This window comes from Brenneria izadpanahii (assembly GCF_017569925.1).
Taxonomy (GTDB): Bacteria; Pseudomonadota; Gammaproteobacteria; order Enterobacterales; family Enterobacteriaceae; genus Brenneria; species Brenneria izadpanahii.
Window position 1 is genome coordinate 2,166,772 of sequence record NZ_CP050854.1, and the last position, 12,458, is coordinate 2,179,229.

At 45.3% G+C, this 12,458-nt stretch carries 15 protein-coding genes and 5 pseudogenes; 12 read left to right on the top strand and 8 right to left on the bottom strand.

Going from position 1 to position 12,458, the window contains the following annotated elements; translation table 11 throughout:
• Positions 1-230: 230 nt before the first annotated feature.
• A complete protein-coding gene (locus HC231_RS09670) occupies positions 231-461 on the bottom strand; it encodes a DNA polymerase III subunit theta (protein WP_048639136.1) in 231 nt (76 codons plus the stop codon).
• Positions 462-782: 321 nt separating this feature from the next.
• On the opposite strand from HC231_RS09670, the gene ftnA reads away from it, so the two are divergent.
• Both ftnA and HC231_RS09680 read left to right on the top strand, forming a co-directional pair.
• Entirely contained in the window at positions 783-1,298 is a 516-nt protein-coding gene (gene ftnA, locus HC231_RS09675; protein WP_208230786.1) for a non-heme ferritin, read from the top strand.
• Positions 1,299-1,703: 405 nt separating this feature from the next.
• Positions 1,704-2,054 carry a YebY family protein gene (locus tag HC231_RS09680; protein WP_208230787.1) on the top strand — a complete coding sequence of 117 codons (351 nt, stop codon included), beginning with the start codon at positions 1,704-1,706 and terminating at the stop codon, positions 2,052-2,054.
• A 322-nt stretch (positions 2,055-2,376) separates the two neighbouring features.
• Here HC231_RS09680 and HC231_RS09685 read toward each other — a convergent pair.
• Positions 2,377-2,628: pseudogene (locus HC231_RS09685) on the bottom strand (tyrosine-type recombinase/integrase); the annotation flags it as partial.
• Between the two features lie 113 nt (positions 2,629-2,741).
• Between HC231_RS09685 and HC231_RS09690 the strand changes: the two are divergent.
• Complete coding sequence (locus tag HC231_RS09690; protein ID WP_208230788.1) at positions 2,742-3,128, top strand: hypothetical protein; 387 nt, start codon at positions 2,742-2,744, stop codon at positions 3,126-3,128.
• On the opposite strand, the pseudogene HC231_RS09695 reads toward HC231_RS09690, so the two are convergent.
• Positions 3,113-3,427 (bottom strand): annotated as a pseudogene (locus HC231_RS09695) (phage baseplate assembly protein V); the annotation flags it as partial. The gene HC231_RS09690 and the pseudogene HC231_RS09695 sit on opposite strands and share 16 nt — an antisense overlap.
• A 123-nt stretch (positions 3,428-3,550) precedes the next feature.
• On the opposite strand from HC231_RS09695, the gene HC231_RS09700 reads away from it, so the two are divergent.
• Both HC231_RS09700 and HC231_RS09705 read left to right on the top strand, forming a co-directional pair.
• Complete coding sequence (locus HC231_RS09700; protein ID WP_208230789.1) at positions 3,551-4,144, top strand: hypothetical protein; 594 nt, start codon at positions 3,551-3,553, stop codon at positions 4,142-4,144.
• A complete protein-coding gene (locus tag HC231_RS09705; RefSeq protein ID WP_208230790.1) occupies positions 4,083-4,490 on the top strand; it encodes a putative T6SS immunity periplasmic lipoprotein in 408 nt (135 codons plus the stop codon). Before HC231_RS09700 ends, HC231_RS09705 begins: the two co-directional genes overlap by 62 nt.
• 40 nt (positions 4,491-4,530) lie before the next feature.
• Here the strand turns inward: HC231_RS09705 and HC231_RS09710 are convergent, their stop codons facing one another.
• Entirely contained in the window at positions 4,531-4,941 is a 411-nt protein-coding gene (locus HC231_RS09710) for a phage virion morphogenesis protein (protein ID WP_208231286.1), read from the bottom strand.
• Between HC231_RS09710 and HC231_RS09715 the strand changes: the two are divergent.
• From HC231_RS09715 to HC231_RS09725, 4 genes and pseudogenes are all read left to right on the top strand, one after another.
• Positions 4,844-5,200: pseudogene (locus tag HC231_RS09715) on the top strand (IS3 family transposase); the annotation flags it as partial. The gene HC231_RS09710 and the pseudogene HC231_RS09715 overlap by 98 nt on opposite strands.
• 1,336 nt (positions 5,201-6,536) lie before the next feature.
• Positions 6,537-6,626, top strand: coding sequence for a hypothetical protein (locus tag HC231_RS09720; RefSeq protein WP_246494818.1), 90 nt, complete (start codon positions 6,537-6,539; stop codon positions 6,624-6,626).
• Between the two features lie 150 nt (positions 6,627-6,776).
• Positions 6,777-6,875: pseudogene (locus HC231_RS23940) on the top strand (bacteriophage antitermination protein Q); the annotation flags it as partial.
• Between the two features lie 190 nt (positions 6,876-7,065).
• Positions 7,066-7,425 (top strand): ankyrin repeat domain-containing protein, encoded by a 360-nt coding sequence (locus tag HC231_RS09725; RefSeq protein ID WP_208230792.1) that lies wholly within the window; start codon positions 7,066-7,068, stop codon positions 7,423-7,425.
• Between the two features lie 233 nt (positions 7,426-7,658).
• Here HC231_RS09725 and HC231_RS09730 read toward each other — a convergent pair.
• Positions 7,659-7,951, bottom strand: a pseudogene (locus HC231_RS09730) (transposase); the annotation flags it as partial.
• 252 nt (positions 7,952-8,203) lie between these two features.
• Here HC231_RS09730 and HC231_RS09735 point away from each other — a divergent pair.
• The 3 genes from HC231_RS09735 (at position 8,204) to HC231_RS09745 (ending at position 9,875) form a co-directional block, all read left to right on the top strand.
• Positions 8,204-8,449: a DUF4282 domain-containing protein gene (locus HC231_RS09735; protein ID WP_208230793.1), complete on the top strand. Its 246-nt coding sequence runs from the start codon at positions 8,204-8,206 to the stop codon at positions 8,447-8,449.
• Positions 8,450-8,570: 121 nt separating this feature from the next.
• Positions 8,571-8,888 carry a hypothetical protein gene (locus tag HC231_RS09740; protein ID WP_246494763.1) on the top strand — a complete coding sequence of 106 codons (318 nt, stop codon included), beginning with the start codon at positions 8,571-8,573 and terminating at the stop codon, positions 8,886-8,888.
• A gap of 315 nt (positions 8,889-9,203) precedes the next feature.
• Positions 9,204-9,875 (top strand): hypothetical protein, encoded by a 672-nt coding sequence (locus HC231_RS09745; protein ID WP_246494764.1) that lies wholly within the window; start codon positions 9,204-9,206, stop codon positions 9,873-9,875.
• 217 nt (positions 9,876-10,092) lie between these two features.
• Here the strand turns inward: HC231_RS09745 and HC231_RS09750 are convergent, their stop codons facing one another.
• The 3 genes from HC231_RS09750 to HC231_RS09760 all read right to left on the bottom strand — a co-directional run bounded on the left by HC231_RS09750 (position 10,093) and on the right by HC231_RS09760 (position 12,450).
• Positions 10,093-10,581 carry a GNAT family N-acetyltransferase gene (locus HC231_RS09750; protein ID WP_208230794.1) on the bottom strand — a complete coding sequence of 163 codons (489 nt, stop codon included), beginning with the start codon at positions 10,579-10,581 and terminating at the stop codon, positions 10,093-10,095.
• Positions 10,582-10,885: 304 nt separating this feature from the next.
• Positions 10,886-11,371: a YbaK/EbsC family protein gene (locus tag HC231_RS09755; protein WP_208230795.1), complete on the bottom strand. Its 486-nt coding sequence runs from the start codon at positions 11,369-11,371 to the stop codon at positions 10,886-10,888.
• A gap of 17 nt (positions 11,372-11,388) precedes the next feature.
• Entirely contained in the window at positions 11,389-12,450 is a 1,062-nt protein-coding gene (locus HC231_RS09760) for a homoserine O-acetyltransferase family protein (RefSeq protein WP_208230796.1), read from the bottom strand.
• Between the last annotated feature and the right edge of the window lie 8 nt (positions 12,451-12,458).

Genomic DNA, 12,458 nt, shown 5'->3' on the forward strand with positions numbered 1-12,458 from the left:
CCGCCTGTGGTTGCGCCTTCTTGGCCTTTTTTTCCGCGCGCTTTTCTGCTGCGGTTTTCAGGGGTTTCTTTTTGCTGTTCTTTTTGCTGTCCATTCCTTTACTCATTTCTGACCTCGCTTGGTAAAAGGTTGGTTTGCCAGTACATTAACCTCCTGTTTGGCGCGAGATGCAAGGGGAAAATGTTTTTTATTGAGAGGAAATGTGTCGCCGGCATAGTGAGCGAAAGATGCTATTTCGATTTCGGCTCGTAAGGCAAACGAGAGAACTGCAAAGAGAGCTGGCGGTAAACGCCAACGCGCTCGCGGAAGTAGCTGCGCAGATGTTCCGGTTGTTCCTTTTCTACCATTTCAGGAATAACCGGCATGTTATAACGTTCTTTGAAGGCGACGCCTGACGCGGCCAGATCCACATTAACCTTGTCCATCTCTTCTTTGGAAAGATCTGCCAAATTATATCCCATGGGGAGGTTCTCCTGCTAAGACGCTTTGTGCGTCAAGGTAAATCAGAGGCAGGAAAATGGCAAGTCTCAGCAATGTGTTTGAAATGACCTAATAAGTTAATCTTTTATTTAATTCGCATTCTGATAATAGAAATTATTATCAATAATAATCACGAAATATTTATTGGAAATAAAAATCAATATCAATCAACTTTTACTATCTTAATGATTTTAAACGTAAAAATAATTATTGTTAATTTAGTTAATAAGATGTTTTTATTTTTTATCTTCAGGCATAATAAGCGGCAAATCATCTACCTGCCAGAGAAATAAGGAATGACTATGTTAAAAAAAGAAATGATTAACAAACTGAATGAACAGCTTAATCTAGAGTTCTATTCCGCCAACTTATATTTACAGATGAGTGCCTGGTGTGGTGATAAGGGTTTTGAAGGCGCTTCTGCTTTTCTGAAAGTGCACTCTCAAGAAGAAATGGAACATATGCAGCGACTGTTCAACTATCTGGATGATACCGGCAGCATGCCGATATTAGGCGCCATCGCTGCGCCGCCGGTAGACTTCGCTTCACTGGCTGACGTATTCAAACAGACATATGAACATGAACAGTTGATTACTCAAAAAATTAATGAACTGGCCCATGAAGCCATCACTTTACAGGATTATTCAACGTTCAACTTCCTGCAATGGTATGTGGCGGAGCAGCATGAGGAAGAAAAATTGTTCAGTTCTATCCTGGATAAACTGGCGCTGGTTAATACCAGCGAAGGCGGCCTGTTCTTCATCGATCAAGATCTGAAAAAAATGGCGGCCAGCGCCGCGGGTAGCGAATCAGCCTGAACCCTTTAACTGGCTAAGCTATTTATCTCTACCTAACTAATTTCAAATTCGGTAAGTCAATATACCTGTGATTTGAAAGAGGAAGGGGTGTAGTGGCAATGCATATCGGGTTAGCGATTGCGTTGCCGCTCAATTGCAAAACGATCTTTTTCTTCATGTTTCGAAAGCCCTCCGATTTTTGTATCGCCTTTCTTCCACGGCGGCCTTATTTTCCCTTATTGCCAGACAATCCGATTTGACGAGGGTAAACATTGTCGCTCGACTTCAACGGCCGCTATCGTTATGATCGTTGTCAGCATATAGTTAGTAACCTTCTGTTTTATATGGAATGAATCTATTTTTTGATTTAGCGCGTTGTATAACCATGACGCGCGGAGCGTTTACATAATCATGTCCAGGAACATCATGATGAAGAAATTAATGCTATCCCTCATTCTCGTCTCCGTATCTGTGAATGCTTTTGCCGCAGCAAAATTGGCAAATATAGGCCGTTTACAGTATGGCGATAAGTGGGCCTTCACGCGGGAAGAGGTGCAGCTTATTTGTCGGCCAGGGAAGGCGCTGTATGCTCTGAACACCGCCACATTGATGCAATATCCGCTCAACGATGCCGCTACCGCACAAATGAAAGCAGGACAGGTAAACGCGCAGCCGATAGATGCCATCTGGTTGGATGATCCTAACAACCCCGGACAGAAAAAAAGCTTACAGCCTTTTGTTGAACGGGCTGAACAACTCTGCGATTCCGACAGCTAATCGTAAAGTCATTGATTCTTAATTAAATGTTAAACAATTGGTTTCCTACGGTTAACTATAAGTGTGATATTTATCTTAATTGTAATATTTGACGTTATGGGAAAACTGGAAAATGCGAGGGAGTTGGCTACGCTTAGGTTACAAGGCTAGTTCAGCTTGTAAAAATGCCAACTTTTAGCGCAAGGCTCTCTCCCAAGAGCCATTTCCCTAGACCGGATACAGGAATCGTATTCGGTCTTTTTTTAACTCATTGATATTTAATGATTTTATTTTGGTGATCCCGAAAAATCCCGAAATTCCCCGAAAATCGATATCCGGTCTTTTACAGATAAGTGTATTCTTTCCCTCTTGTATCCAGGTATTTTTCTGTCATTTTGGCCGATTTGTGTCCGAGTAATTTTTGAGCGAATTCCTTTCCATATTCGGCCTCATAAAGTCGTGAAGCGAGACTACGGATTTCATGGAAACTCGGCGGTGATTTCCCGTAAACCAGATCCGTTGCTTTGAGCGCTTTGACGAATGCTTTAGTGATCGAGTCGGCATTAAGCGCGCCTGGTGTTCTGCTCGATTTCCGGCTGGGTATTCCTGCCCCGGCAAATCCGATCGTTATCGCATCAATCACGCCGCCGGCGGATGCAGAAGAAGATGATGCAACTGACGATGAGACGCGGTTCTATACGGAAACCTATGTCACTGCGTACTGTGCAAAAGGACCGCCCGGCCCGGCATCGGCAGAGGTCACTGCCGCCGGACGGGATGATCGGGCTGTGCATGATGAGCAACGGTATTGCCGCCGGCTTCATGGGTAATCAGGTGATGTTTGGCGAGGCGTATTTGCCATACGCATGGAAGGATTCAAATAAGCAGACCACGCAGGATGAGATCGTCTCCATTACCCCGGTTGGCATTACTCTGGTGGTGGGCAACAAGGGCATACCCTATATATTCTCCGGTATCGCTCCGTCGAACATTACCAGCAATCATCCGATCAACATCGCTGCGTCAACGTTGTGCGACCACACGTTGCTGTCGCTGCTGACGAAGAAAGGGGCAGCTAGCGGAAAGCTGACGTGATGCGCATCCGCCGAGGCTGACGGCGCGGGATTCTCATCAGAATAGATGCCGGGCAGGACAAAGGCGGTATCCAGTTCACCGCCGATTGACAGGATCAGCACCTGCTCGCCAACGGACGGCGCCCACCAGCCGCGGGAGCGTCCGGCGCGCCGGGTCAGCCAGTTAAGCCAGCCGGTGGTCATTTCCCCGGTCTGCACCCGGCACAAGGCGTCACCCGTGTTGACGTGGGTGACGACGCCGACACGGATCAAATTGTGGAATAGGCGCATAATTTCGGTAAGGTTGGCTTGTGTGTTCATGCGAGAAAGGATGCCGTCGGGGAAATTTTGCGGCAATTGATGTGTGTTTGTTGACACGTAAAACAACAAGCGGTAGAACACACCGTGACCGCTATTGTTAAGGAATGATAATAGGGAGCAATAATGGCAACAAAAGAAGAGGGTTTCCGCAATCTTACGGCGGGTGAACTTAGGATAACCCGCACAGTTTTCAAGGATGCTATTAATTACGGGATGGTTAAGGTTTATAACGGCGAGTATATCCCTTTTGGAATGCAATATGATAGTACGGCTGTTACACCGAATGGCAATATGTATTGGCCTAAAAAAATATTTAAAGAAGATTTCTCTTCACAATCACCGGAAATACAAAATTGGTTCATTCATGAAATGACGCATGTCTGGCAGTATCAGATGGGGATGAATGTGAGAACGCGGGGGGCAATGAGTTGGGCCGCTAATTATGAATATTGGTTACCTGACTACAAAACTTTGGCTAATTTTAATATGGAACAACAAGCCGGAATTGTCGCCGATTATTTTACACTGGAGCGTTTTGGTATAAATTCCTGGATGCGAGCAAAGGATTTTAAAGGTATCGTTGGTCCTGATTTGAAGAAAAAGTATCAAAATGCACTAAAATACTTTCTTTATCACCGCGCGACAGGAAATGTTTATGGAACTGAAATTATTTTCTTTCAGCTTAATTGTTTTATTATTAGCTGGGTGTGGACATAAAACCGCTTTCCGTGTGGCTTCTGTTACTCTGAATAATAATCAGCCTTGTATTTCCGTTCAGAAAGAATCTGTCACTAAGGATGGTCGTTCAAAACTGGTTAGTGTCACTATTTACCAAAGAGATAGTGCTGGTGAAATGCGTACGGTTTGGGAAAAAAATGATATAAAAAATCCAACTTATGCAACATTACCTCAGCAATGTATTCCAATATCATATGACTTTGAACCGGATAAAGAATATAGCGTCAGTGTAGTAACAGATATTTCTGATGATACAGTGGAGTCCAAGCGTATATGGGTAAGAAATTTTACACTGGAAGAATTGAAATCGCAGGAAAATAAGTAACTGATGTTATGAATTGCCCCGAATTACGGGGCAATGTGTTTTATTGGCTCAGATGTTCTATCAGCAGCTCGTCAACCGTTTTTATATCTGCTTTACTAAATCCCAACAACTGCCTTGCCTCATATTGCACATCGTCACTAGGGCGATCGCGTAGACCGTAGTGATGCACGCGAGCCATGCGCTGAACCCGGCCGACAAACTCCACGCTGGCCGCATCCGCTGCGTCTTTAGCTTTCAGGTACTTGGCTGTGCGCAGTTTCTGGAACATCTGACGCTTAACCCGGCCTTTTTTACCTTCAATCGGCTTCGCTTTGCGTGGGGCGTAGGGCGTGCCGTCCGGCGCCTGCTGCTGCCTGATGGGTTGGTCGATGTCCTCGCGGATGACGGCACAGCGGGTCTGCGATGCATTACAGATGGCGCTGTGGCGTCGGAAGCGGCCGGAACAGGTTATTGTTCATACAGATAGAGGCGGTCAGTACTGTTCAGCGGATTACCAGACTTTACTGAAACGGCATAATCTGCGTGGCAGTATGAGTGCAAAAGGCTGCTGTTATGATAATGCCTGTGCAGAAAGCTTCTTTCATTCGCTGAAGGTGGAATGCATCCACGGTGAACACGTCGCCAGCCGTGAAATAATGCGAAGCACAGTGTTTAATTATATAGAGTGTGATTACAATCGCCGGCGCCGTCACAGTGCCTGCGGCGGTCTCCACATTACGTGGGTAGGATCACTTATCTCATCAGCGGCTTTCTCCGTTGCTGATAAACTTCCGTCTCTCACTGCCGATAACTTGTCCATAGGTCTGTTTATTGAGGGCAAGGATGTGAGGATATTGATTTTATTTCTGGCGGCGATTTCGTTTTCGGTAATGGCTGACGCTGATAAAGAAAGATGGAGTCACTCATTTGAAAAAGATAAATTCGACGGATTTCATATAGAAACAGCAACCACTGATAATGGAATTGCAAAGATGCAATTGCAAAGACGTGCTGGTATGTTTTCACTGAATTTGTTCATGTATGGTGGTAAATTTTCTTGCGGAGAAGATTGTACTGTAAGGATTAAACTTGATGATAATGAACCTAAAACGTACATAGCGTTGGGAAACAAAAATGAAAGAATTTTAAGTATCATTCTTAATAAGAAAGATATAAATGCCATAAAGCAATCAAGATCAATTGATATAGAAACAAATGTAATGGATTATGGTTTTAATTATAATGGAAAGAAAATATATTCATTTTCCTTACTAGGGAACCCGTTTGTTGGTGAGGTTCATGTTAATATCGAGTATATAAGAAGACTGGTATCTTCTGGCAAGAAACCGCAAACGTTAAGCGCAGAGAATGGCGGAAAGAAAATTGAATCATTTAAAACATGCAAAAAGGTTTTTTATGATTATTACAATAATAAAAATTATATTTCATTAATAGAGCGTGAAGATGCAAGGGTTTTGGTTGGGTTTATTTATTCCAGTGTGGGTGGGGTGATGTTTAGTTGCAGTGATGAAATAAGTAAAATAATAATTCTTGAATATATGTAATATCAAGAAAATTTAACCCGCTAAAAGCGGGTTTTTTAATGCCTGGAGAATACATTGGCTGAAAATGCAGGAACAATCGATTCTCTGTTGGTTTCGCTTGGGCTGGAAACTGTGCCAAATCATTCCAGAAAGGTGCGGACGCCAGCAAAGGTGTCACCGATGGAATGTTACAACTTGCGCCGCTGCTGGTGTTGGCACAAAACATCCACGAATTCCACTAACGGGGATTTCAACGCCGACGATCAATGAACAACACTGGCACAATTTATATTGGGGCCGGGAATTTTAGTGGATGGACAGATCCCGCCGCTAGATTCGGAGACAAAAATTACCCTGTCGGAATTGTGATGAACATGTATTGGGAATGGACTATTGGAGCGCAAAAATATTACCACCAGTTCGTCCCATACACGCTAACTGCATAACTTAAGTGCGTGAACAAGGGCGAATTGGCGGCCGCCGGCCGAAAATGACACAGGATGTTATCCATCATGCGCGTCAGATGTTGACGAATGGCGTTTTACGAAAACAGGTAGCGAATGTTTGTGGCATGACTGTGAAGACAATTTATAAGCATTTCCGTGCCAGTTAATTGATCGGTTATAGCGATCAATTAACCCGAATCGATCTGTACAAACGTTTATAAAATATACAGCTCAGGTGTCATGATTAATAGGTGACGAAAAACTATAAAAACGGCACTAGGGGAAGCAGCCCATCGAGTTACCGATGGGCTTTTTCTTTCGAGAGGCTTGATAGCGATTCTTTGCTATCAGCTGCGCGAACACGATCGCAACAAAAGGCTACTTTTTCACAGCAAGGTATCGCAAAAATCAATTAAATAGGCCATTTTTTAATGATTTTTGATATGCTGCCGAAATTTTAATAATCCGCTACCAGTGCGGGTTTTTATGTCTTCAGAAAATGGGCGAGCGCCAATAGAGTCATACGGCTGTTTAAATTAACATATAACTATTACCGGCATAATATTGGTATTATTTATGGGTGAATGAAATAAATTTGGAGTATATATGAAATTGGTTTTATCATTTGTTGTTGCTATTTTGTTTTCCTCCGCTGTTTTTGCTGCTGATTCAAATTTGAGCGATCTTATTTGGTCAAAGAAAGAAAATAGCGAAGCTATTCAAATAATGAATAACAATCCTAAATTGATTAACTCAAAAAACAGACTTGGTTATACCCCACTGCATTTAGCCAGCATGGTTGGCAATAAAGAGATAGTTATATTTCTTTTAGAGAAAGGCGCTGATGTCAATGCCACTGACGGGGAAGGGTATAGCCCCTTAGTCAGAGCTAAAGCTAATCACCATCAAGATATAGTTGAAATCTTGATCAAGAATGGCGGAAAGGAGTTAGAGCCACAGATTTAGGCTGACTTAATGCGTTAACCCAAATCACTATGCATTAAGTAACTCCACTCATAAGACAATATTCAAGGCTCACTTCGGTGAGCCTTTTCTTTTCCCGTAAATCACTCACAGCGCCGACCATTCGGGAGGTAAGGATCATGAAAATGCCAGACAAAATCCCCGACCTGTGGGCGCAAATCATTGCGTGGTTTACCGCATGGTTTACTGCTCACAAAGAGGAAGCTGGCTATTCAGCCGCTGCGGGAGACCTGAAACACGCGGGCCATCGCTTTGATGCTGAATTCAGCCTGATATTTTTCGATGAAGTCATACTTCATTTCAGGCGTTTCGCAAAGTATGTCGCGGCCTTTTGGAGAATGGCCGGTTCCTCTGCCTGTTCAGCCAACTATCTATTAAGACGGGCATTTTCAGCAGCCAGTTCGTTCTCTCGCTCAGACGATGTCAGTTGTTGCTGTTGTTTACTGCGCCCGGCGTACAGTTGCGACTCGTGTAAGCTGAGTTGGCGAGCCGCAGCGGCAACCCCGATATGCGCATGCTGGGTAAGATCAAAGGTACAACCGGATAACCGGAGTAAAACTTAATTGCTGCGCTGATGAGATGAGATCAACGGCGCGGGTCTTCCGATGTTTGTGTGTTGGGTTACGCACTTCATTGTTCCGAGACGCTGTCTGGCGATGGCGACTTAATTGGCGTTTCAATCGGGAAGTGATAATGATCTTGAATGATAAAACGTAACCAATTAAGATAAATTCTCTTTTAATCAGGAAGATTAATTATCATGTTTGGTTTTGACAGGCTCATAACACCTAAGATCATCAGCATTCTCTATGTTATTACCGTTGTTCTGCTGCTTTTCGCGGCTGTGGTCCAATTTATGTCAGGCGGCGTGTCAGCAGCAATAGGGTTTATTGTGATAGCTATTTTCTCTCGTATATTCTTTGAATGCATTATGATCGCATTCAAAAATAACGAATATCTTCGCCGTATTGCTGAGTCGCTGGAAAAAGATAAAATTCAGCCGTAAGACGGTTGAATATTTATTGGCGCCGCCATATAGATTTATTGCGCACATCCCAAGCCCTGGCATCTGCCGGGGCTTGTTATTTGGATAATGTCCCGGTATAAATATTTTGCTTGATGGAGATATGCAAGCCATGCGTTGTGAATCCTGCGCTGATCTCTGCGTTAAATATGTGATCCGTACACCCAATGATTTGCGCAAAGCCATCCGAATAGCTGCGCAAAATGTGCAAGATGGCACCATTACGGAAATAAAGGCCGATCCAGATTGGAATCAATTTAGTTTTGAAGAGTGTGCGAAAACGATGCGCTGGGGCGATATTGTCGCCTATCAGTTCGTCTGTAATCGTTGTGGGCGACGATTTACTCTTGGGGCTGAAACTTATCACGGCAGCGGCGGAAGCTGGGAGCCCGATAAGGGGAAACACCCGATTATAGATTAGGTAGGAATAGAAAACGGGCCAGCCATTTTAACTCGTTCGAAAATGCCCGATTTATCCGAAATCTTATCTCCGGCCTAAACCAAAATCTGTTTTTTCTCGCGGCTCGTGATAGCGCCGGTCAGCTTGATGGCGCTATGTTCACGCCGTTTTAGGCAAATTTCCTCTCTCATTCTCGCACATACGCACGCTGCAACTACCAACGAGGTTATCGATATACGCAGGCCAGGCGGCCGCGCGGAGGATATCAATTATTGGGCAAAAAAATAATGAGGACAAAGGGTTAATATTGCCGTTGGACAGGACAACGCACTAAAAGTGAATATCTATCACCCTGAAACAGTAAAATATTACATTTATTTTACTGAATATAATTACATTGATATGAAATTGATTTTTAGACAGTTTATTTTTCTTTTGTTTTCGGCGGTGATTGTGATGCTGGCGGTAATGGCGCTATTTTTAGATGTCCAATGGCTTCACAATGAAGTTAAAGAGACCTCCATTACAGAGATTTCCCAGGCGTCGATACTGGCGGCGATCGTGTGTTCGAACCTATTTCAGGCGGTTAGGAGCAGAGAGGGCAAACGAGGCTTTGTGCTGATAGCCGGATTTTTCGGCTGTATGCTTATTCGAGAAATGGACTTTGTGTTTGACATGATAGCGCATGGTTCATGGCTATGGTTTGCTCTGTCAGTGGCCATCGGAACTATATTTTTTTGCTTTAAAAAACCATCAGATACGATTCATCAACTGACGGTTTTCATTCGCCATCCTGCTTATGGAATGATGTTTTCCGGGCTTCTTTGCGTTTTGGTTTTTTCCCGTCTATTTGGGATGCAGGTTCTATGGCAAGATCTTATGCGGGACGGATATATCCGGTCGGTAAAAAATATAGTGGAAGAGGGAACCGAGCTTTTTGGCTATGCGCTTTGTTTGATTTCAACATTCTGGTTCATGGCGAGAAGTAATGAAAAGAAGGCGTTGTAGCGGAACAACGCAGAGTGGGAAGCGGTATGTGGCTGGATGGTTGAAGCCGGCTTCACAAAGGGCGCGTCGTTTAATCCCCGCAGGGACGTAAAGGCGTCACTTTCAAAGATCATGACGATTACAAACGGGGCTTCAGAACAGAAAGTGGGGGGCGAATAGGCCGCACTCCAATTATGCACCGGTATTATTACCGGTTCCTGTCTTACTGAAAATTATGTCAGGAGCAAGAGTGCGGTTGCAGTATTTTATTCATATTTATCCCAGTCACCTGAAAACCGGTGGATTGGTAAACATGCGTCGCCAGTTTATTATCCGGGGCTACGCGTAATTTGATTTGAATAAATCCTTCTGCCGAGAGTTTATCTTCCAGGCATTTCATCGTGCGTTTACCGAAGCCCCGGCCCCGGTAATCCGAGAAAATATAGAAATCGTTAATATAAGCCGAGCGGGCGGTAGGATCAGGCCGGTACCATAAATAGCCGAGCGTTTTTTCCGCTCCGCCGTCGCGTATGACGATGCAGAGTAAAACCTGTCCGGCGGTATCGACGCCATTCGCCAAACTTATCGCCACTTCACGCTGCGCCTGCTGTAAGGCGTCTTCTTCGGGGATCTGGTAACTTGAAGATATTTCCGCTGCATAGTCGGGAATGAAGTAAGCCAAATAATCTGAAAACTCACTGCTTAGCATTGCTCTAAATGAAATCATTTTTTCTTTTCCATCGAACTTATTCAGCACGCGAAAGTGCGCTACGGTAGACGCTGCGGCGCGCCAGTCGGGTTGAATAAGGGGATTTCTGTATATTTGCTGGACGGCCAGTTGCTGAATCCGAACGGGGTCGGCGGCCGCATGTCAAATATCCGGGAGATGCCCCGGATAACGAGAGTGTAAATCAAGGCTTGAAGGAACAAAAATAAGTTTTGCCGTTGTCAAAAGCGTCAGACCGGCAGCGATAAATCACCGGTTAAAGCGTTGGGGAGCGCGGCCAGTACGGGAGAAGGAACCAGCAGTTTTACCTCGCGGATCCCCCGCCCATAACGAGAGCGGGTTGCTGTAGAACCGCATTATCAATCAGCACCGGCCACGCGGCGGGCAGACCGAACACCGTAATCCCGCCGGGAACCATCCCGGTTAGCTCCGTGGATTTCTCCATCCGGGCGAAGGAGATGCGTTGCGCCGCGAGCAACTGCTTTACTGCGCCGTTGATGTCGAGGCGCCGCGCGCCCGTACAGACAGCGGCGGCATAGGCTTCAGCGCCGTGTTTTTTAAATTTCAGTATCAGCGTGTTGGCACAGGTTTCCAATGGATAACCATAGCGTTCGCTGAACACGCTTGTATCGGATGCCTCACTGTCGACGATAAAAGCCTTGAGCGATAAACGGGTGATGTGTTGCAGCACATGCGCGGGAATCTGCGCATCCAGCTGTTTGGGATCGAGTAATTTTTCATGATGGGGCTGCGTCATTTGTTTTATCGCCTCGTAGCTACTTTGCGTCACCGTTGAATCCTTTTGATTCAGTTAATATTATCCGCTTGTCGTATTTTTTCCGGCATATTTTTTTTCCCATACAGGAATTGAGAAATCTGTTTTTCCAGCGTCCGCGTTTCGGTTAGAAACCCGTCATGTCCGTAGAGCGAGTCAATTTCAGCAAATTGCGCGCCTTTTATGTGTTGCGACAGGAATTTTTGTTCTCTAACGGGGAAAAGATGGTCTGAAGCGATCCCGATAATCAGGGTTCTTGCCTCTACTTTCCCCAGCACGATTTCCGGTTTATTTCTCTTTCTGCCGATATTGTGGGTGTCCAGGGCATTAAGCAAGCACCAGTAACAATAGGCGTTGAAACGCCGGATAAATTTTTCCCCTTGATAGCGTTGGTAAGCGGCGGCCAGAAAATCATCCAACTTATGCCTATCGTGTTCCTTCTGGCTATGAAGGTAGGTGTCAAAACAGCGATAGGATAACAGGGCGATACTTCTGGCCGCCTTCAATCCGGCCATACCGCCGTTACGATCTATACCGTCAAAGGTTTTATCGGCCAGCAGCGCCAGCCGCTGGCTTTCATTGAAGGCTATCGCCCAGGGGGAACTGACGGCATTGGCGGATAATATCACCATCTGCCGTATCCGTTGGGGCTCGCAGATGGCCCATTCCAGCGCCTGCTGTCCCCCCATGGAGCCGCCGATAAGTAAAAAAATGCGTTCTATGCCCAGATAGTCGGCAAGCAGGCTATGCGCGAAGACCATATCCCGAATGGTGATTGACGGAAAATCACGCAGGTAAGGTTTGTTGGTCGATGGGTTGATGCTTTGCGGGCTGGTGGAACCATAAGGCGAACCAGGCACATTGGCGCATACGATGAACCAGCGGCCGGGATCAAAGCATTTTCCGGAACCGATCAGGCCGGGCCACCAGACTGCCACATCCGAGCTCCCCGTCAGCGCATGGCAAATCCATATCACATTGGATTTGTCCGCATTGAGCGTTCCATAAGTGTGAAAAACGATATCAATGCCCCGGAGAAACGAGCCGTTTTCCAGGAGAAAGGGGGCGTCTGAGCGGAAATGATGGCGCGTCATAGGCATGC